Origin of the sequence: Streptomyces sp. cg36, from assembly GCF_041080675.1 — a bacterium.
GTDB lineage: Bacteria > Actinomycetota > Actinomycetes > Streptomycetales > Streptomycetaceae > Streptomyces.
In genome coordinates this window covers 6,903,789-6,920,596 of sequence record NZ_CP163520.1, presented here as the reverse complement: position 1 = coordinate 6,920,596, position 16,808 = coordinate 6,903,789, and the positions used below count along the sequence as shown (strand labels likewise).

18 protein-coding genes are annotated in these 16,808 nt (G+C 72.9%); 10 read left to right on the top strand and 8 right to left on the bottom strand.

The genetic code is table 11. The features are described from left to right. Nucleotides 1-89 precede the first annotated feature (89 nt). On the bottom strand, nt 90-485 hold the full coding sequence (locus AB5J87_RS30865) for a TlpA family protein disulfide reductase (RefSeq protein ID WP_369381372.1): 396 nt from the start codon (nt 483-485) through the stop codon (nt 90-92). 169 nt (nt 486-654) lie between these two features. Between AB5J87_RS30865 and AB5J87_RS30860 the strand changes: the two genes are divergently transcribed. Beyond that, nucleotides 655-1,386: a lysophospholipid acyltransferase family protein gene (locus AB5J87_RS30860; protein WP_369381369.1), complete on the top strand. Its 732-nt coding sequence runs from the start codon at nt 655-657 to the stop codon at nt 1,384-1,386. A gap of 21 nt (nt 1,387-1,407) precedes the next feature. Here AB5J87_RS30860 and AB5J87_RS30855 read toward each other — a convergent pair whose 3' ends face one another. The 4 genes from AB5J87_RS30855 to AB5J87_RS30840 form a co-directional block, all read right to left on the bottom strand. Then, on the bottom strand, nt 1,408-2,106 hold the full coding sequence (locus tag AB5J87_RS30855) for a B3/4 domain-containing protein (protein ID WP_369381367.1): 699 nt from the start codon (nt 2,104-2,106) through the stop codon (nt 1,408-1,410). Nucleotides 2,107-2,355: 249 nt separating this feature from the next. Further along, nucleotides 2,356-3,417 (bottom strand): low specificity L-threonine aldolase, encoded by a 1,062-nt coding sequence (locus AB5J87_RS30850; RefSeq protein ID WP_369381365.1) that lies wholly within the window; start codon nt 3,415-3,417, stop codon nt 2,356-2,358. Continuing rightward, the gene (locus tag AB5J87_RS30845; protein ID WP_369381364.1) at nt 3,414-4,175 is read right to left on the bottom strand and encodes an SDR family NAD(P)-dependent oxidoreductase; all 762 of its coding nucleotides are present in this window, start codon (nt 4,173-4,175) and stop codon (nt 3,414-3,416) included. The genes AB5J87_RS30850 and AB5J87_RS30845 overlap by 4 nt, the downstream gene beginning before the upstream one ends. Nucleotides 4,176-4,198: 23 nt before the next feature. Beyond that, the gene (locus AB5J87_RS30840) at nt 4,199-5,596 is read right to left on the bottom strand and encodes a DUF6421 family protein (RefSeq protein WP_369381361.1); all 1,398 of its coding nucleotides are present in this window, start codon (nt 5,594-5,596) and stop codon (nt 4,199-4,201) included. 290 nt (nt 5,597-5,886) lie between these two features. Between AB5J87_RS30840 and AB5J87_RS30835 the strand changes: the two genes are divergently transcribed. Both AB5J87_RS30835 and AB5J87_RS30830 read left to right on the top strand, forming a co-directional pair. Then, nucleotides 5,887-6,012, top strand: coding sequence for a hypothetical protein (locus tag AB5J87_RS30835; RefSeq protein WP_369381359.1), 126 nt, complete (start codon nt 5,887-5,889; stop codon nt 6,010-6,012). 70 nt (nt 6,013-6,082) lie between these two features. Further along, nucleotides 6,083-6,766, top strand: a complete 684-nt coding sequence (locus AB5J87_RS30830; protein WP_369381358.1) for a glycerophosphodiester phosphodiesterase — start codon at nt 6,083-6,085, stop codon at nt 6,764-6,766. A 90-nt stretch (nt 6,767-6,856) separates the two neighbouring features. Here AB5J87_RS30830 and AB5J87_RS30825 read toward each other — a convergent pair whose 3' ends face one another. Then, on the bottom strand, nt 6,857-7,399 hold the full coding sequence (locus AB5J87_RS30825) for a GNAT family N-acetyltransferase (protein WP_369381357.1): 543 nt from the start codon (nt 7,397-7,399) through the stop codon (nt 6,857-6,859). A gap of 178 nt (nt 7,400-7,577) precedes the next feature. Between AB5J87_RS30825 and AB5J87_RS30820 the strand changes: the two genes are divergently transcribed. The 6 genes from AB5J87_RS30820 (at nt 7,578) to AB5J87_RS30795 (ending at nt 12,863) form a co-directional block, all read left to right on the top strand. Continuing rightward, nucleotides 7,578-8,162: a DUF5134 domain-containing protein gene (locus AB5J87_RS30820; protein ID WP_369381354.1), complete on the top strand. Its 585-nt coding sequence runs from the start codon at nt 7,578-7,580 to the stop codon at nt 8,160-8,162. Nucleotides 8,163-8,235: 73 nt separating this feature from the next. Beyond that, a complete protein-coding gene (locus tag AB5J87_RS30815; protein WP_369381353.1) occupies nt 8,236-9,171 on the top strand; it encodes a M56 family metallopeptidase in 936 nt (311 codons plus the stop codon). Nucleotides 9,172-9,243: 72 nt separating this feature from the next. Beyond that, nucleotides 9,244-9,930, top strand: coding sequence for a phosphatase PAP2 family protein (locus AB5J87_RS30810; protein ID WP_369381350.1), 687 nt, complete (start codon nt 9,244-9,246; stop codon nt 9,928-9,930). A 33-nt stretch (nt 9,931-9,963) separates the two neighbouring features. Next, a complete protein-coding gene (locus tag AB5J87_RS30805; RefSeq protein WP_369381348.1) occupies nt 9,964-10,689 on the top strand; it encodes an HAD family hydrolase in 726 nt (241 codons plus the stop codon). A gap of 118 nt (nt 10,690-10,807) precedes the next feature. Beyond that, nucleotides 10,808-11,425, top strand: coding sequence for a TetR/AcrR family transcriptional regulator (locus AB5J87_RS30800; RefSeq protein ID WP_369381345.1), 618 nt, complete (start codon nt 10,808-10,810; stop codon nt 11,423-11,425). Nucleotides 11,426-11,495: 70 nt separating this feature from the next. After that, nucleotides 11,496-12,863, top strand: coding sequence for an FAD-dependent oxidoreductase (locus AB5J87_RS30795; protein WP_369381342.1), 1,368 nt, complete (start codon nt 11,496-11,498; stop codon nt 12,861-12,863). 244 nt (nt 12,864-13,107) lie between these two features. Here AB5J87_RS30795 and AB5J87_RS30790 read toward each other — a convergent pair whose 3' ends face one another. After that, nucleotides 13,108-13,431: an ArsR/SmtB family transcription factor gene (locus AB5J87_RS30790; protein WP_369383721.1), complete on the bottom strand. Its 324-nt coding sequence runs from the start codon at nt 13,429-13,431 to the stop codon at nt 13,108-13,110. Nucleotides 13,432-13,575: 144 nt separating this feature from the next. On the opposite strand from AB5J87_RS30790, the gene AB5J87_RS30785 reads away from it, so the two are divergent. Then, nucleotides 13,576-14,679: an NADH:flavin oxidoreductase/NADH oxidase gene (locus AB5J87_RS30785; protein ID WP_369381339.1), complete on the top strand. Its 1,104-nt coding sequence runs from the start codon at nt 13,576-13,578 to the stop codon at nt 14,677-14,679. A gap of 106 nt (nt 14,680-14,785) precedes the next feature. On the opposite strand, the gene AB5J87_RS30780 is transcribed toward AB5J87_RS30785, so the two are convergent. Continuing rightward, nucleotides 14,786-16,738 carry a neutral/alkaline non-lysosomal ceramidase N-terminal domain-containing protein gene (locus tag AB5J87_RS30780; RefSeq protein ID WP_369381338.1) on the bottom strand — a complete coding sequence of 651 codons (1,953 nt, stop codon included), beginning with the start codon at nt 16,736-16,738 and terminating at the stop codon, nt 14,786-14,788. Nucleotides 16,739-16,808: the final 70 nt, after the last annotated feature.

The window sequence follows — 16,808 nt, the reverse complement described above, 5'->3', positions numbered from 1 at the left end:
CGGCACATCGTCAGACTGACGATTGCGGGCGGGCGCAGTCAAGTGCCTTCTGCGATGTGGGAGATCCATCACGGGCCGCTCCACGCAGCTCACACCGCCTTTCCGAGTGCGGCGATGACATCGGCGCGGCGCGGCTGCCCGGCGGCGCGGCGCACGATCCGGCCATCCCGGTCGAGGACCAGGACCGTCGGGGTGGCCCTGATGTCCAGCTCGCGCACCAGGGCCAAGTGCTCCTCCGCGTCGATCTCGACGTGGGCCACGCCCTCGACCATGGCGGCAACCTCCGCCAGCACCCGCCGGGTTGCCCGGCAGGGCTGGCAGAACGCGCTGGAGAACTGCACGAGCGTGGCCCGCTCGCCCCGCTCCGCACCCAGCTCCTGCGCCCCGAGCCTGCGCCCGTCCACCCGCACCGCGTCCCCCTGCTTTCGTCTTCTGCCGCTTCCGGCCAGTCCCGCCACTTCAGCGCGCGGGACCCGTCCAACCATTCCCGTACCGTTCCCACCTGGGCACACGTGATGAGAATCTCCCTCCCGGAAGGCCCCAGGACTGGCCACCACGGCGCACATCGGGCACGATCTGCCCAATGCCGAAAACCTACGGCTGCGTAACTTCCACCGGGAGAACCCTCCCCGGATTCAGAAGGGTCCCCTCCAGATGGCAGAACTCGTCTATCGGCCGGTCGTCGGCGCCGCCCTCACGATGTTCAAGGCGCTCGACCTGAAGATCGACACCCAGGGTTCGGAGAACATCCCCCGTTCCGGCGGGGCGGTGCTCGTCAGCAACCACATCAGCTATCTGGACTTCATCTTCACCGGACTCGCCGCCCTGCCGCAGAAGCGCCTGGTGCGCTTCATGGCCAAGGAGTCGGTGTTCCGGCACCGGATCTCGGGTCCGCTCATGCGCGGCATGAAGCACATCCCGGTCGACCGCAAGCAGGGCGAGGCCGCCTACGCGCACGCCCTGGCCTCGCTGCGCTCCGGTGAGATCGTCGGGGTCTTCCCCGAGGCGACCATCTCGCAGTCGTTCACGCTCAAGAGCTTCAAGTCGGGGGCCGCCCGGCTCGCCCAGGAGGCCGGGGTGCCGCTGATCCCGATGGCGCTGTGGGGCACCCAGCGCGTCTGGACCAAGGGCCGCCCGCGCAACTTCAAGCGCAGCCACATCCCGGTCACCATCCGGGTCGGCGAGCCCGTGGAGGCCCCCGCCGACCAGTACGCGGGCGCCATCACCCGGCGGCTGCGCGAGCGCTGCCAGGAGCTCCTGGAGGCCGCCCAGCGCGCCTATCCGGTCCGCCCCAAGGACGCCGCGGACACCTGGTGGATCCCGGCCCACCTCGGCGGCACCGCGCCCACGCCCGAAGAGGTGCGCGAGCGCGAGGCCAGCCACTGAGCCACCGGCGGACCCGCGCCGTCACGCCCCGGCCAAGACCGGGGCGCCCAAGGTGATCCGCACGCCCGGGCTCACCTTCTCCAGGAGCTCGGCGAGCTCCGCCGCCGCCTCCTCCAGTCCGGCGTGCTCCCCCATGCCCTCCAGCAGGAAGAGCGCGTTCACGGACTCCTCGGTGAGCCGGGTGCGCACCCCCTGGCGCCAGTTCCAGCGGCGGCAGGTCACGCCCTCGTCGTCGCGCCACACCACTTCGCCGGGCTCCGGGTGCTCGACGGCCGCCTCGCCGCCCGCGACGGTGGGGAACGGCTCGTCGCCGGCGGCCCGCACCAGCCGCATCGGCCCCGCGATGTGATCGGGGTCCTCGCCGCCCACCGGAACGAGACGCGCGACGCTGATCGCGTTGTAGACGTCGACGAGCCGGTTGACGCGCGGCAGCCCGCCGTCCGCGAGCGCGCGCCTGGCGAGCGCCTCGGCGGAGTTGCGGGTGCGCGAGGGCTTGGCGCCGAAGGCGGTGTACGCCGCGCGCCAGGCGGCCATGTGCGGGTCCTCGTGCGGGGCGAGGGTGCCCAGGCGGGCGCGCAGCCGCCCGGCCGCCTCGTCGAGCAGCGCCGAACTCGCCGCGTCGCTGGGCCCGTTGACGAGTCCGCGGGCCTCGACGGCGACATGGGTGAAGCCGGGCGCGAGGGCGTACACCTCGTCGGACACGGTGAGCGTGGGCGTCATGATCGGTCGTGCCTCACAGTTCGGTCGGGGCGTCCGCCGCGGGGACGGACGGTCGGATGCGGCCTTCGGAGCGACCGGCACCACCGGGTGCAGTACATCCTAGAGTACTGGACAGTCCATCCTACTGAACTTCGGCCGGGAGGTCCGCCGGGACCGGCCGCACGGCACGCGCGCGTAACGCGAAACGGCCGACCACCAAGTCGATGACTTGGCGGTCGGCCGACCGCGCACGAAGGGCGGGACCGCGGGCTAGCGGGCCATCTCTTCCTTGAGCGCCACGAGGAAGCCGTCCACGTCGTCCTCGGTGGTGTCGTACGAGCACATCCAGCGGACGTCGCCCGCCGCCTCGTCCCAGAAGTAGAAGCGGTAGCGCTTCTGGAGCCGCTCGCTCACGTCGTGCGGCAGCCGCGCGAAGACCGCGTTGGCCTGGACCGGGTAGAGGATCTCCACCCCGTCGACCGCCCGGACGCCCTCGGCGAGGCGCTGGGCCATCGCGTTGGCGTGGCGCGCGTTGCGCAGCCACAGGTCCTTGGCGAGGAGCGCCTCCAACTGCACCGAGACGAACCGCATCTTGGAGGCCAGCTGCATCGACATCTTGCGGATGTGCTTCATCCGGCGCACCGCGTCCGGGTTGAGCACCACCACGGCCTCGCCGAAGAGCATGCCGTTCTTGGTGCCGCCGTACGAGATGACGTCGACGCCCACGGCGTTGGTGAACGCGCGCATCGGCACGTTCAGCGACGCCGCCGCGTTGGATATCCGGGCACCGTCGAGGTGCACCTTCATGCCGTGCTGGTGGGCGTGGTCGCAGATCGCCCGGATCTCGTCCGGCGTGTAGACCGTGCCGAGCTCGGTGTTCTGGGTGATCGAGACCACCTGGGGCATCGCCCGGTGCTCGTCCTCCCAGCCCCACGCCTGCCGGTCGATGAGCTCGGGGGTGAGCTTGCCGTCCGGGGTCGGCACGGTGAGCAGCTTCAGCCCGGCCATGCGCTCGGGGGCGCCGCCCTCGTCCACGTTGATGTGCGCGGACTCGGCGCAGATCACCGCACCCCAGCGGTCGGTCAGCGCCTGGAGGGAGACGACGTTGGCCCCCGTCCCGTTGAAGACCGGGAACGCCTCGGCGCTCGCGCCGAAGTGGCTGTGGATGATCCGCTGGAGGTGGTCGGTGTAGTCGTCCTCCCCGTAGGCGATCTGGTGACCGCCGTTGGCGAGGGCGATGGCCGCCAGCACCTCGGGGTGGACTCCGGCGTAGTTGTCGCTGGCGAAACCGCGGACCTCGGGGTCGTGGTGCCGACGGGCGTCGGTGCTCACGGCTTGGGGGTCAGCCACAGGCGCTGTCCATTCACTTCCTCGGCGGGCCGCTCCCAGACTCCGGCGATGGCCTCGGCCAGCTCCGTGACGTCGGTGAAGCCCGCGAACTTCGCATTCGGGCGCTCGGCGCGCATCGCGTCGTGCACCAGTGCCTTGATCACCAGGATGGCAGCAGCGGAACGCGGCCCGTCCTCGCCCCCCGCCTTGCGGAACGAGTCGGCCATCGCCAGCGTCCACGCCTCGGCCGCCGCCTTGCCCGCGTTGTAGGCGGCGTTGTTGGCGGTGGGCTTGTGCGCGCCCGACTGGCTGACCAGGACGTAACGCCCCCGGTCGCTGCGGAGCAGCCCGTCGTGGAAGGCCAGCGAGGTGTGCTGGACGGTCTTGATGAGCAGCTTCTCCAGCAGCTCCCAGTCCGCCGGGTCGGACTCGGTGAACGAGGAGGCGCCGCGCCAGCCGCCCACCAGGTGCACCAGGCCGTCGATCCGGCCGAACTCCTTCTCGGTGCGGGCGGCCCACTCCCGGGTCGCCTCGAGGTCGAGCAGGTCGACCGTGTCGCCCACGACCGTCGCACCGCCGTGCGCGTAGCGCGCCGCGTCCACGGCCTCCGCCAGCCTGGCCGCGTCGGCGTCGGACGCCACCACGGTCGCGCCCGCCTCCGCGAGCGTCAGCAGGGCCGCGCGGCCGGCCGGACCGGCCGCTCCGGCCACCGCGATGACGGCGCCGCTGAGCGGTCCGTTGCCATTCCCGTTGCCGTTCATGATCGTCTCCTCGGCGCTAGAGCTCACGCGGCGACTCGCTCGGCGTGCGTCGCGGTGATCCCCTTGGTGGAGGCGATGACGCCCTTGAGCTTCTTGGAGAGTGCCTCAAAGAACATGCTCAGGGGAAATTCGTCGGGAAGCACGTCGTCGACGAGCTTGCGCGGCGGCAGGGTCAGGTCCAGGGCGTCCGGACCCTTGGCCCAGCGCGAGCCGGGGTGCGGGGCGAGGTAGGTGGAGACCAGCTCGTACGCGGCGAACCAGTGCACCAGCTTGGGGCGGTCGATGCCGTCCCGGTAGAGCTTCTCGATCTCGGCGCAGAGCTGGTTGGTGACCCGGGGGGCCTGCTCCCAGTCGATGTGGAGCTTGTTGTCGGTCCAGCGCACCACGTCGTGCTTGTGCAGGTACGCGAAGAGCAGCTGGCCGCCGAGACCGTCGTAGTTGCGGTTGCGGTCGCCGGAGACGGGGAAGCGGAACATCCGGTCGAAGAGCACCGCGTACTGCACGTCGCGGCCGTGCTCGTTGCCCTCGGCCTCCAGCTTCACGGCCTCCTTGAAGGCGGTGAGGTCGCAGCGCAGCTCCTCCAGGCCGTACATCCAGAACGGCTGGCGCTGCTTGATCATGAAGGGGTCGAACGGCAGGTCGCCGTGGCTGTGGGTGCGGTCGTGGACCATGTCCCAGAGCACGAACGCGTTCTCGCAGCGCTCCTGGTCGGCGACCATGGCGCGGATGTCCTCGGGCAGGTCCACACCGAGGATGTCGACGGCCGCCTCGGTCACCTTGCGGAAGCGCGCGGCCTCGCGGTCGCAGAAGATGCCGCCCCAGGTGAAGCGCTCGGGCGCCTCGCGCACGGCGATGGTCTCCGGGAAGAGGACGGCCGAGTGCGTGTCGTACCCGGCGGTGAAGTCCTCGAAGGCGATGCCGCAGAAGAGCGGGTTGTCGTAGCGCGCGGCCTCCAGCTCGGCCAGCCACTCGGGCCACACCATGCGCAGCACGACCGCCTCGAAGTTGCGGTCCGGGTTGCCGTTCTGCGTGTACATGGGGAAGAGCACCAGGCGCTGCAGCCCGTCGGCGCGGTCGGCGGCCGGGTGGAAGGCGAGCAGCGAGTCCAGGAAGTCCGGCACGCCGAACGCCTCGTCGGCCCACTTGCGCAGGTCGGCGACGAGCGCGCGGTGGTACGCCGCGTCGTGCGGCACCAGCGGCGACAGCTCCTCGACGGCGCCCGCTATCCGCTCGACGGCGGCCTCGGCGGCGGCGCGGGTGGGCGCGCCCTCCGCGTCGAAGTCGATGGACCCGTCCTTGGACTGCCAGGGGCGGATCTCCTCGACGGAACTCTTGAGCACGGTCCAGGCAGGGTGCTCGACCACGGGCCGGTCGGAGATCTGGCCGCCGGCGACCATGTCCTGCACAAGAATTTCCGTCATGTCACTTCCTCCACGGGAGAACCTCGCGTTAAGACACCGTATCCGTGTTCGGTTCAACCTCTCAAGGGGGGTCTCGGGAAATTATCCTGTGCGCCCTCACACAGGCCGCTTTTCTTCCTGTGATCGTGCGGGGCAACGCACGGTTCTGCGATCGCGAGGACAATAGTTCCGCTCATGTCAAGAGACTCCGGGAACACGCCCACCCACGGGTGACGCGATTGGCCCGCGGACACCCCGTACGGGTAGGACGGAACCGCCCCCACGTCCCCCGAGCGGAAGGCGTACGCCCCATGAGTACCCGCGCGGTCCTTGTCGCAGCCCTCATCACCGGTTTCGTCCTGGGCGTCGCCGCCATCCAGGCGGATGACTCCGCCCGCCCCCGCGAGGCGGGGTCCATCGCGCGGGCGGGCCGTTAGGCTGCGGCACTGCCGCGCGGGCACGGGATGCCCCCGCGCGCCAACCGCCGTCGACGGAAGCGAGGCTGTCTTGACGTTCCTCACCATCGGTCATCGCGGGGTCATGGGTGTCGAGCCGGAGAACACCCTGCGTTCGTTCGTGCGCGCCGAGCGCTCGGGCATGGACGCCATCGAACTGGATCTGCACCTCAGCAAGGACGGCGTGCTCGTCGTCCTGCACGACGCCGAGGTGGACCGCACCACGGACGGGAAGGGACCGGTGGCCGAGAAGACGGTCGCCGAACTGCGCGAGCTCGACGCCGGTCAGGGCGAGCGCGTCCCCCTGTTCGACGAGGTCCTGGAGGCGGTCGCCGCACCGCTCCAGGTCGAGATCAAGGACGTGGCGGCCACCGCCGAGCTCGCGCGCGTGATCGAGGCGCACGACCTGGTGGGCCGGATCACCGTGTCCTCGTTCCACGACGAGGCGCTGACGCGGATGCGCGCGCTGGTGCCGGGGCTGCGGACCGTCCTGGTCGCCGCCGAGTGGGGCCCGGACATCACCGACCGCGCCCTGGCCGCGGGCGCGCACGCGCTCTCGCTCGACATCCGCCACCTCACCCTGGCCGGGGTCGAGCGGGCGCACGCGGCGAACCTCCAGGTCATCGGCTGGGTGGTGAACACCCAGGACCATCTGCGCCTGGTGCGCGCGCTCGGCCTGGACGGCGCGACGACCGACTATCCGGAGATCCGCCGCACCGGTCGCTTCACCGCGTGAGACCCGCCACGCGCGCGTGGGGCGGTCGGCCGTCCCGCACGCGGTCGGCGCCGTGTCCGTGCGGACCCGCCACGCGCGCGTGGCGCGCGGTCAGGCCAACTCCTTGACCAGCAGCTCGAATTCGAGGCCCGCGCGCTGCGGAACGCCGAAGCGCTCGTCGCCGTACGGGAAGGGCGTCATCCGTCCCGTACGGCGGTAGCCGCGCCGCTCGTACCAGGCGATCAGCTCGTCCCGCACCGAGATCACCGTCATGTGCATCTCGGTGACGCCCCAGCCCTCGCGCGCGGTGCGCTCCGCCGCCGCGATGATCTCCTTGCCGAGACCGGCGCCCTGGAGCTCGGGGCGGACCGCGAACATGCCGAAGTAGGCCGCTTCACCGCGGTGTTCGAGCTGGCAGCAGGCGACGATCCGGCCCCCGCGCTCCACGGCGAGCAGCCGGCTGGCGGGCTTGGTGATCACCTGGCGCACCCCTTCCGGGTCGGTGCGCTGCCCCTGGAGGAGGTCCGCCTCGGTGGTCCAGCCGACCCGGCTGGCGTCGCCGCGGTAGGCCGACTCGATGAGCGGCACCAGCTCCTCCACATCGGCCTCGGTGGCGTCCCGGTAGCTCAGCTCTCCGGCGCGGGTGGTCTCCATGGCGAACCCTCTCCCAACTGCATCGTCACGTAGCGGCGGCCCCCCGACCTTAACCCCGCCCCCGCGAGCCCCCGCTCCCCCGCGCGCTCCCCCTGTGTGCCCTTGCGCCCGCGTGCGCGGCGGCCGGTGCGGGAATCGACTTCTCGGCAGGGCCACATGTCGAGCGGGGAGGCGTGCCATGCACGGATCCGCACTGTCCGGCTGGCTGCTCGTGGCGGTGTGCGCGGCCACCGGCGCGTACTGCGTGCTGCGGCTGCGCAGCCGCTGCGAACGGGCGCGCAGCGCGGCCGGCGGCGAGGCGGTGATGGGCTTCGGCATGGCCGCGATGGCCGTCCCGGCCGCCTTCGCCACCCCGCCGCCCTGGCTGCCGGGGGTCTACGCCGCGGTGTTCGCGGCCGTGGCGCTGCGCGCGGGCTGGCTGGTGCGGGCGCACGGCCGGGGCGCGGGCGGCCACCACCATCTGCACCACGCGGTCGGCGCGCTCGCGATGGTCTACATGGCGCTGGCGATGACCGGCTCCGGCGGCCACGCCCACGAGGGCCACACCGGCCCGGCGGGCGGGATCCCCCTGCTCACGGGGGTGCTGGTGGTGTACTACGTCGGCTACGTCCTCACCACGGGCGTCCGGCTGGTGCCGGCGGCCGGCCCGGCGCGCGACGGCGCCGCCGCGGGCGCGCCCGGCTGGGGCGCGCGGCCCGAACTCGCCCTGGCCTGCCGCCTTTCGATGGGAATGGCGATGCTGGCGATGCTGCTCGCGCTGTGATCAAAACGTGGCGTGCGTCACTTGGCGCGCGAGGTCATACCTATCGGCGGGGCCCCGCTCATAGGCTGAGACCATGATGGTCTCCCTCGCGCTGCTGGCGCTCGGCGCCGTGGCCGCCGTGCTGGCCCCGCGGCTGTTCGCTCGCGCCCACTGGGCCGAGCGCGAGCCGGTGGTGGCGCTGTGGGTCTGGCAGTGCGTGGTGGCCGCGGTGCTGCTGTGCTTCGCGCTGGCGATGGTCTTCAGCGCGGCGGCGGCCTGGCGGACCGTCCGGGGCCAGGTGTTCGCCCCCGCCCCGCGCGCGGTGATCGACGCGTACGCGCTGGGCCCGTACGGACCCTGGTCCGCGGCCCTCGCGGTGCTGCTCTTCTGCGGCGGCGCCTGGACGGCCGCGATGCTGACCCGGGAGATCCGCGGGGCGCGCGCCCGGCGCCGGGCGCGGCGCTCGGAGCTGCTGGTGCGCGCGCCGCTGCTGCCCGGCGAGGAGCCCGGCGGGGCGCCGCTGGTCGTCCTGGAGGCGCAGCGGCCCGACGCCTGGTGGCTGCCCGGCCCCAGCCCCCAGCTGGTCATCACCACGGCCGCGCTCCACCGCCTCAAGGGCCGCCAGCTGGACGCGGTGCTCGCCCACGAGCAGGGCCACGCGCGCGCCCGCCACGACTGGCTGCTGCACTGCTCGGCGGCGCTGGCCAACGGGTTCCCGAAGATCCCGGTGTTCGCGGCGTTCCGGGACGAGATGCACCGGCTGGTGGAGCTGGCCGCCGACGACGTCGCCTCGCGGCGCTACGGGCGGCTCACGATCGCCCTCGCCCTGGTCGAACTCAACGAGAACCGGGGCGTGTTCGGGCCCTGCCCGGCGCCGGAGGGCGAGGTCCCCAAGCGGGTCGAGCGCCTGCTGGCCGCCTCCCCCCGGCTCACCGCGGGCCACCGCCTGCGGCTGACGGCGGCGGCGGCCCTGGTGCCGGTGGTCCCGCTCCTGGTCGCCTTCGTCCCGGCCCTGCGCGCCCTCGGCTAGGCCCCGTACGCACCGGGCGCGCCCGGCCCCACCCGAAACCAGCGAGACCAGCACCCCAGCGAGGACCGTGCCATGACCGTCGCACCACCGGCCACGCGCGCGAGGACGCCCGGAGCGGCCCGCGCGGGTGCGGCCCTGGTGGCCCTCTCCGGCCTGCTGACGGCCCTCGTGGCGGCCGGGTGGGGCCTGCTGGTCTCCCTGGACCACCGGGTCGCCGACGGGCTGCACAGGCGGGCCGTGGCCCATCACGGCCTGACCCGCGCCAACCGGATCCTGACCGACTGGCTCTGGGACACCTGGACGATGCGCGCCCTGCTGGCCGTGGTGGTGCTCGCGCTGTTCGTCCGGGGCGCCCGGGCGCTCGCGCTGTGGGCGGCGGCCACCAGCGCCCTCGGCACCTTCGTGCAGCAGAGCCTCAAGGCGGCGCTGGGACGGGAGCGGCCGAGCTGGCCGGATCCCGTCGACTCGGCCTCGTACGCCGCCTTCCCGTCGGGCCACGCGCTCACGGTGACGGTGACATTCGGCCTGCTGCTGTGGCTGGCCGTCGTTCGGGGCGCGCGGCCCCGGGTGCGGCGGGCGGTGGCCGTGGCGGGCGCGGTCTCGGCGCTCGGGGTGGGCTTCACCCGCGTCTATCTCGGCGTCCACTGGCTCTCGGACGTCGTGGGCGGCTGGCTGATCGGGGCGGCGCTGGTCGCCCTGTCGGCGGCGGCGTACGGGGCATGGGTCACGAACCGGCCGCGGGCGGCCGAAGGAGCTTGAATCCGGCGGCGCCCGGCGGGAAGGATCCCCGCCATGATGATCAAGGGTGTGCTCTTCGACTTCTCCGGGACCCTGTTCCGCATCGAGTCGGCCCGCGCCTGGCTGCGCGCCGCGCTCGACGCCTCGGGGACCGTGCTCCCGGAGGACCAATTCGCCCGGTACGCGGATGAGTTGACGGACGCCGGGGCGCTGCCGGGCGGGGCCGCGCCGCGGTCCGTACCGCCCGAGCTGGCGGAGCTGTGGGCCTCCCGCGACCGGAGCCAGGAGCTCCACCGGGCCGCGTACACGGGGCTGGCGAGGCGGGTGACATTGCCGGATCCGCAGTTGTACACCTGCCTGTACGACCGGCACATGACACCGGCCGCCTGGCACCCCTATCCCGACGCGCACACCGTCCTGAGCGCCCTGCGCGAGCGCGGGGTTCCGGTGGCGGTGGTCAGCAACATCGGGTGGGACCTGCGGCCGGTGTTCCGCGCCCACGGCCTGGACGGGCTGGTGGGCGCCCATGTGCTCTCGTACGAGCACGGGGTCCAGAAGCCGGACCCCCGGCTGTTCCGGACGGGCTGCGAGGCGATCGGGCGCGAGCCGGGCGACGTGCTGATGGTGGGCGACGACCGCCGGGCGGACGGCGGGGCCTCGGCACTCGGCTGCGCGGTCCACTTCGTGGACCATCTGACGGTCGACGAGCGCCCGGCCGGGCTGCTGCCCGTGCTGGACCTGGTGGACGGCGGGCAGCATGGAGCCGCCCTTTCTGGGTGATCCCCCGCGTCACCCAGAAAGGGGCGGCAAATCCGCAGGCCAGAACCCCCGGAAGGGGTTCCCGCGCACGGTAGCCTGAGTATATTGGCTCAGAGCCAGTCAACGCAGGAGTTACAGCATGTCCCCGCGCAGCGCATCGGTCAACGAAGAGTTGCGCCGACGTTCCCGTGAACGGCTGCTCCAGGCGACCGTGGAGCTGGTGGCCGAGCACGGCTACGAGGCGACGACCCTCGGCGACATCGCCGACCGGGCCGGTTCGGCACGCGGCCTGGTCTCGTACTACTTCCCCGGCAAGCGGCACCTGCTCCAGTCGGCCGTCCACCGGGTCATGCACCTGACCCTGCACGCGGGCCTGGAGCGGGAGCCGCGGACCGAGGACGGCCGGGAGCGGCTGGCGCGGGCCATCGACGCCATACTGAGCCTCACCGAGGACCACCCCGTCCTGATGCGCGCCCACATGGCGGGGATCCTCCAGGCCGAGGGGTTCGTCCAGTGCCCCGAGCAGCAGCGGCTGGCCTGGCTGCTGCGCGACACCATGGAGCGGTACGGCTCGCAGGACGTCGAGGCCGACTACCCGATGCTGCGCGCGCTCCTGATGGGCGCGGTCTTCGCGGCGCTGCTGCCCGGCGCCGCGATGGACGTGGCCAAACTGCGGGCCGAACTGTTCCAGCGGTTCGACCTGGAGTGGGAGCTGGGCGCCCCGCCGCCGCAGGGGAAACCGCGCTCCCTCCCCTGACGCCGCGCGCGCACCGGTGCGATGCTGGAGTCCCCTGGCGGGATCCCCCCTCGGGAAGGGAGCGCCCTCCGTGCTGCGCATCGCCGTCGCCGGTTCCGGCCCCAGCGGGGTCTACACCGCCCAGTCCCTCCTCGCCCAGAGCACCGTCCCGGGACTGCGGATCGACGTCCTGGACCGGCTGCCCTGCCCCTACGGGCTGGTGCGGTACGGGGTGGCGCCGGACCACGAGAAGATCAAATCCCTCCAGAACAACCTGCGCACCGTCCTGGAGGACGAACGGATCAGCTTCTACGGGAACGTCCAGATCGGCCCCGGCGGCGTCTCCACCGACCGGCTGCTCGGGCTCTATCACGCGGTGGTCTACTGCGTGGGCGCGGCGGCCGACCGACGACTGGGCATCCCGGGCGAGGACCTGCCGGGCAGCTGCTCGGCGACCGCCTTCGTCTCCTGGTACAGCGCCCACCCCGACGCGGCGGCGGACGGCTTCCGCCTCGACTGGCTCACCGCCCGCTCGGCGGTGGTGATCGGCGCGGGGAACGTGGCCGTCGACGTGGCCCGCATCCTGTCGCGCGGCGCCGACGAACTGCGCCCCACCGACGTGCCGCACGCGGCGCTGGACGCACTGGCCTCCAGTGCGGTGCGCGAGGTGCACATGACCGCCCGGCGCGGCCCCTCGCAGGCCAAGTTCACCACCAAGGAGCTGCGGGAGCTGGGTGCGCTGCCGGGCGCCGAGGTCACGGTCGACGGCGCCGAACTGGCCCTGGACCCCGCCTACTTGGACCCCGCCACCCTGCCCGCCCCCGTACGCCGCAACGTCGAGGTGCTGCGCGGCTGGGCCACCGCACCGGCGCCCGCTTCGCGGCGCGAGCCGCCACGGGTCCTGCGGCTGAGGTTCTTCCTGCGCCCGGTGGAGATCCTGGAGCGGGACGGACGGGTGGGCGGCGTCCGCTTCGAGCACACGGCGCCGGACGGGTCCGGGGGCGTGCGCGGCACCGGGACGTACGAGGACGTCGAGGCCCAGCTGGTCCTGCGGGCCGTCGGATATCTGGGCGTCCCCCTGACCGGCCTCCCCTTCGACCCGGCGACCGGAACCGTGCCCCACGCCGCCGGGCGGGTACTGCGCGTCGGCGCGCCCTCGCCCGGCGAGTACGTGGCCGGCTGGATCAAACGCGGCCCGACCGGCGTGATCGGCACGAACCGCCCGTGCGCCAAGGAGACGGTGACGTCCCTGCTGGCGGACGCCCCGACCCTCGCCCTCCGCCCCCTCACGGACGAGCCCCTGCCCGCCCTCCGACAAGCGGGCCTGCGCCCGGTGGAGTGGCGCGGCTGGCTGGACATCGAACGCGCGGAGGCAGCGCTGGGCCGCTCGCTGGGCCGCGGCTCGGTCAAGATCCCGGACTGGGAGGGGCTGCTGGCGGCTTCGCGGGGCGGGGGGTGAGTGGGGGGGCGGGGGGTGGCAGATGCGGGGTGACAGATGCGGGGTGGCAGATGACGGAAGTTGACTGACGGCTGACGGCGGTCAGATGACAGCTGACCAACCTCCAGCAGCGGAGCCAGGATGCCGCATGTCGGGTGGCAGATGACGGAAGTTGCCTGACGGCTGTCAGATGACAGATGACAGCTGACAGCCATCAGATTTCAGCCGGTGACCAGTGACCGACAACAGTCACCTCACCCCCTCCTCACCTCTCCCCGCCACCATCCCGCCCCTCCTGCAGCGCAGCCGCCTCCAGGATGCGGTCGAGCAGGCCGGGGAAGAGCGCTTCGAGGTCGTCGCGGCGCAGGCCGTTCATCTTGGCGGTGCCCCGGTACGTCTGCTGGACCACGCCGCTTTCGCGCAGCACCCGGAAGTGGTGCGTCGTCGTCGACTTGGTGACCGGCAGGTCGAAGTGCGAGCAGGAGAGTTCGCCGGGCGCGGGCGCTGCCGCGAGGTCGCTGACCACGGACAGCCGGATCGGGTCGGAGAGGGCGTGCAGGACCCCCTCAAGACGGATCTCGTCGCGCATCGGGTGGTCGAGTTCGCGCTTGCTCGTTGCTGTGGACACGCGCTCATTGTACGAGGCTCATCGTAGTTTGACATTTACCGTACTACGACGAGTATCGTACGAAGCGAAGCGGCGCCGCCCCTCCTGGCGCCGCGGCCGTCCTGAATGGAGTCTGCCGTGTCTGCTGCAAGCGCCCTGTTCGAGCCGTTCACCCTGCGGTCCGTGACCTTCGCCAACCGGGTCTGGATGGCGCCGATGTGCCAGTACAGCGCCGAGGTGTTCGGCCCCGGCGCGGGCGTGGCGAACGACTGGCACTTCGCCCACTACGGCGCCCGCGCGACGGGCGGCACCGGCCTCATCCTGGTCGAGGCGACCGCGGTCTCCCCCGAGGGCCGCATCTCCCCCGCCGACCTCGGCATCTGGAACGACACGCAGGTGGAGGCGTTCCGGCGGATCACCGCGTTCCTGGAGTCGCAGGGCACCGTTCCCGGCATCCAGATAGCGCACGCGGGGCGCAAGGCGTCCACCGACCGCCCCTGGCTCGGCGGCGCGCCGATCGCCCCCGGGGACGAGGAGGGCTGGCAGCCGCTCGGCCCGAGCCCGGTCCCGTTCGACACGAAGCACACCACGCCGACCGAGCTGACCGTCGATCAGATCCAGGAGATCGTGGGCCAGTTCGCCGATGCCGCGCGCCGCGCCCTGGACGCCGGGTTCAAGGTCGTCGAGATCCACGGCGCCCACGGCTATCTGATCGGCGAGTTCCTCTCGCCGCACTCCAACAAGCGTACGGACGCGTACGGCGGCTCGTTCGAGAACCGTGCCCGGTTCGCGCTCGAAGTCACCGACGCCGTACGGGCGGTGTGGCCCGAGGAGCTGCCGCTGTTCTTCCGGATCTCGGCCACCGACTGGCTGGACGAGGGCGGCTGGGAGGCCGGCGACACCGTACGGCTGGCCGCCCTGCTCAAGGAGCACGGCGTGGACCTCCTCGACGTGTCGACCGGCGGGAACGCGTCGGGCGTGCGCATCCCGGTCGGCCCCGGCTACCAGGTGCCGTTCGCGGCCCGGGTCAAGAACGAGAGCCCGCTTCCCGTCGCCGCCGTCGGTCTGATCACCGAGCCCGCCCAGGCCGAGAAGATCCTGGCCAACGGCGAGGCGGACGCGGTCCTGCTGGGCCGTGAACTGCTGCGCAACCCGTCCTGGGCCCGGCAGGCGGCGCGTGAACTGGGCGGCGAGGTGCACGTGCCGGACCAGTACCACCGCTCGGTCTGACGGACCGAACCGGACCCCACCGGACCGAACCGGACCCGCCGGACCCGAGAGGCGGACCGGATCGGCCCGCCGCACCAGGCCGAACCGTCCCGGCCCCCGCCCCGTCTCAATCCGGCCCCGGCCGGACCCGGTTGATCTCGAAGGGCTCGCTCACCCCCGTGAACGGGCCCTTCGCCGTGTCCCCGTGGTACGCGAGGCGGTAGCGGCCCGCGGGTGTGTCCGCGGGGGCGTGCCAGGTGACCGTGGCGACCGAGGTCGCTCCGCCCGAGCGCGACCAGCGCAAGCGCGTGGACCAGTCGCCGTCGTCCGCGATCCGCGACCACCCCTCGCCGGTCCACCGTTCGACCGAGAGGTAACTGCCGCCCCGGCGCAGGTCGTTGCCGGGGTGGGCGGCCACGAAGGAGGCCGTGGCGCGGCGGCCGATCAGGGCGAACGAGAGCAGATCCCCGAAGGCCCGGCCCGGGTGCGGGGCGTCCGGGCGCCGCTGGCGACGTCTGGGGCGTACCGGCACCGGGGGCTCGGGGAGGCCCCGCCGTACGGGGGTGCCGTCGCGCAGGGCGGTGGCGAGCTCCGCCACGGTCTGGCAGAGGGCGGGCAGTTCCCAGCGCCCGAAGAGCGTGCTGCCGCCCTCGTACTCCTGGGCGTCGTACTCCTCGGGGGTGGTCACGTAGTGGATGTATCCGTTGCTGTAACCGGCGACCAGTACGTGCGCCAGGTCGGTGCCGAGGATCTCCGCGGCCGTCCGGCGCAGCCGCAGTCCGGCCACGATGGTGACCTCGCCGGGGACGCCGATGAGGTACAGCGGCCCGATCCGCAGGAGCTGGAGCGGGGCGCGTTCCTGGACCATCGGGCGGATCCGGTTGACGGGCCCGGCCGGGAGGACCGGCGCCTTGGGGTACTGGGCGTCGCGCAGCGCGGGTGCCAGCGGGTAGACGAGCCGCCGGGCCACCGTGTCCCACAGCGGGTTGGCGCCGGGCCGGAACCCCTTGAAGCCGCGCCCGTCCACCCAGGCCCCGGCGAACGCGGCGGCGCCGCCGACGGGCGGTGAGGTGCGGTGGGTGCGGCCGTCCCCGGTGTGCTCGGGGCGGACCTCGACCGACGACAGGTTCACGTACGTAGTACGTGTGTCGATGCCGCCGTCGATCCGCTGTCCGCGCAGGGCGGCGGCGGCCTCGTACTGGCGGGTGCCGATGATGCGGGTGTTCTCGAACTGGTCGTCGGTGGGGCCGTGGCCCGGGGCCAGGCCCAGGTTCGGGGACATGTCTGCGGCATTGGTCTGGGCGAAGGCCGTGACGAGGCCGGGCGGGGAGTCGGCCAGGTAGTCGGCGCCCGCCACCAGCCGCTCCCAGTGGTAGGCTGCGTACCCCTTGTTGTCGGCGCTGATCAGGCGGTTGCGGTTGGTCATGCTGGTGTTGTGGGTGGCGAACCAGTTGACCGCGCCGACGAGCGTGCCGTCCCGCTCCAGGGTCAGCAGGGTGGTGAGCGGGTCGACGGCGTCCGGGAAGTGCGCCCGGTCGGCGGCCGGATTGCGGTCGAAGGCCCGGCGGGAGCGGTTGGCGCTGGCGTCGTGCAGTTCGCCCCGCGCCAGCCGCAGGACGGTCGGGGCCAGGTCGTCGATCGCGGCGCGGGCGGCCTCGGTGATCCCGTCGGTGATCGCCCGGAAGGTCGCCTCGCGGAAGCCGCCGGTGGTGCCGTTGTAGAGCCCGTGGTGGAAGTAGCCGCCGGGGCCGCAGTGGGTGTGGGTGGCGGTGAGCATCACATTGGCCGCGTCGTAGCCCTCGGGCAGCCGTCGCAGTACCTCGCGCACGACGCTGTCCGCCATCAGGGGCAGCTCGCACACCACCAGGAGCGCCCGGCGGCCCGCCGGGTCCGCGAAGGCGAAGGCGCGGGCGCGCTGACGGGTGTGGATGCCCTCGGTGCGCTGGTCGGCCTTGCCGTAGCCGAGCATCCCGCACTCGGCGGCCTCCCCGGTGATGTCGGCGATGCCCCGCCCGGCGAGGAAGGCGGTGCCCGGCCCGGCGGGCGGCACCGCGCCGCCGCGCGCCCCTGCCCGCGTCATCGGCGCGCACCTCCCGTACGGGTGAAGCGGTCGCGGCCGGCCGCTGTGCGGGCGCGGGTCCACCGGGAGG

Bases quoted from the DNA above. Each gene is read 5' to 3' on its own strand.
- AB5J87_RS30865 (WP_369381372.1), bottom strand. From the start codon at position 485: ATGGTTGGACGGGTCCCGCGCGCTGAAGTGGCGGGACTGGCCGGAAGC.
- AB5J87_RS30860 (WP_369381369.1), top strand. From the start codon at position 655: ATGGCAGAACTCGTCTATCGGCCGGTCGTCGGCGCCGCCCTCACGATG.
- AB5J87_RS30855 (WP_369381367.1), bottom strand. From the start codon at position 2,106: ATGACGCCCACGCTCACCGTGTCCGACGAGGTGTACGCCCTCGCGCCC.
- AB5J87_RS30845 (WP_369381364.1), bottom strand. From the start codon at position 4,175: ATGAACGGCAACGGGAATGGCAACGGACCGCTCAGCGGCGCCGTCATC.
- AB5J87_RS30840 (WP_369381361.1), bottom strand. From the start codon at position 5,596: ATGACGGAAATTCTTGTGCAGGACATGGTCGCCGGCGGCCAGATCTCC.
- AB5J87_RS30835 (WP_369381359.1), top strand. From the start codon at position 5,887: ATGAGTACCCGCGCGGTCCTTGTCGCAGCCCTCATCACCGGTTTCGTC.
- AB5J87_RS30825 (WP_369381357.1), bottom strand. From the start codon at position 7,399: ATGGAGACCACCCGCGCCGGAGAGCTGAGCTACCGGGACGCCACCGAG.
- AB5J87_RS30820 (WP_369381354.1), top strand. From the start codon at position 7,578: ATGCACGGATCCGCACTGTCCGGCTGGCTGCTCGTGGCGGTGTGCGCG.
- AB5J87_RS30815 (WP_369381353.1), top strand. From the start codon at position 8,236: ATGATGGTCTCCCTCGCGCTGCTGGCGCTCGGCGCCGTGGCCGCCGTG.
- AB5J87_RS30810 (WP_369381350.1), top strand. From the start codon at position 9,244: ATGACCGTCGCACCACCGGCCACGCGCGCGAGGACGCCCGGAGCGGCC.
- AB5J87_RS30805 (WP_369381348.1), top strand. From the start codon at position 9,964: ATGATGATCAAGGGTGTGCTCTTCGACTTCTCCGGGACCCTGTTCCGC.
- AB5J87_RS30800 (WP_369381345.1), top strand. From the start codon at position 10,808: ATGTCCCCGCGCAGCGCATCGGTCAACGAAGAGTTGCGCCGACGTTCC.
- AB5J87_RS30790 (WP_369383721.1), bottom strand. From the start codon at position 13,431: ATGCGCGACGAGATCCGTCTTGAGGGGGTCCTGCACGCCCTCTCCGAC.
- AB5J87_RS30785 (WP_369381339.1), top strand. From the start codon at position 13,576: ATGGAGTCTGCCGTGTCTGCTGCAAGCGCCCTGTTCGAGCCGTTCACC.
- AB5J87_RS30780 (WP_369381338.1), bottom strand. From the start codon at position 16,738: ATGACGCGGGCAGGGGCGCGCGGCGGCGCGGTGCCGCCCGCCGGGCCG.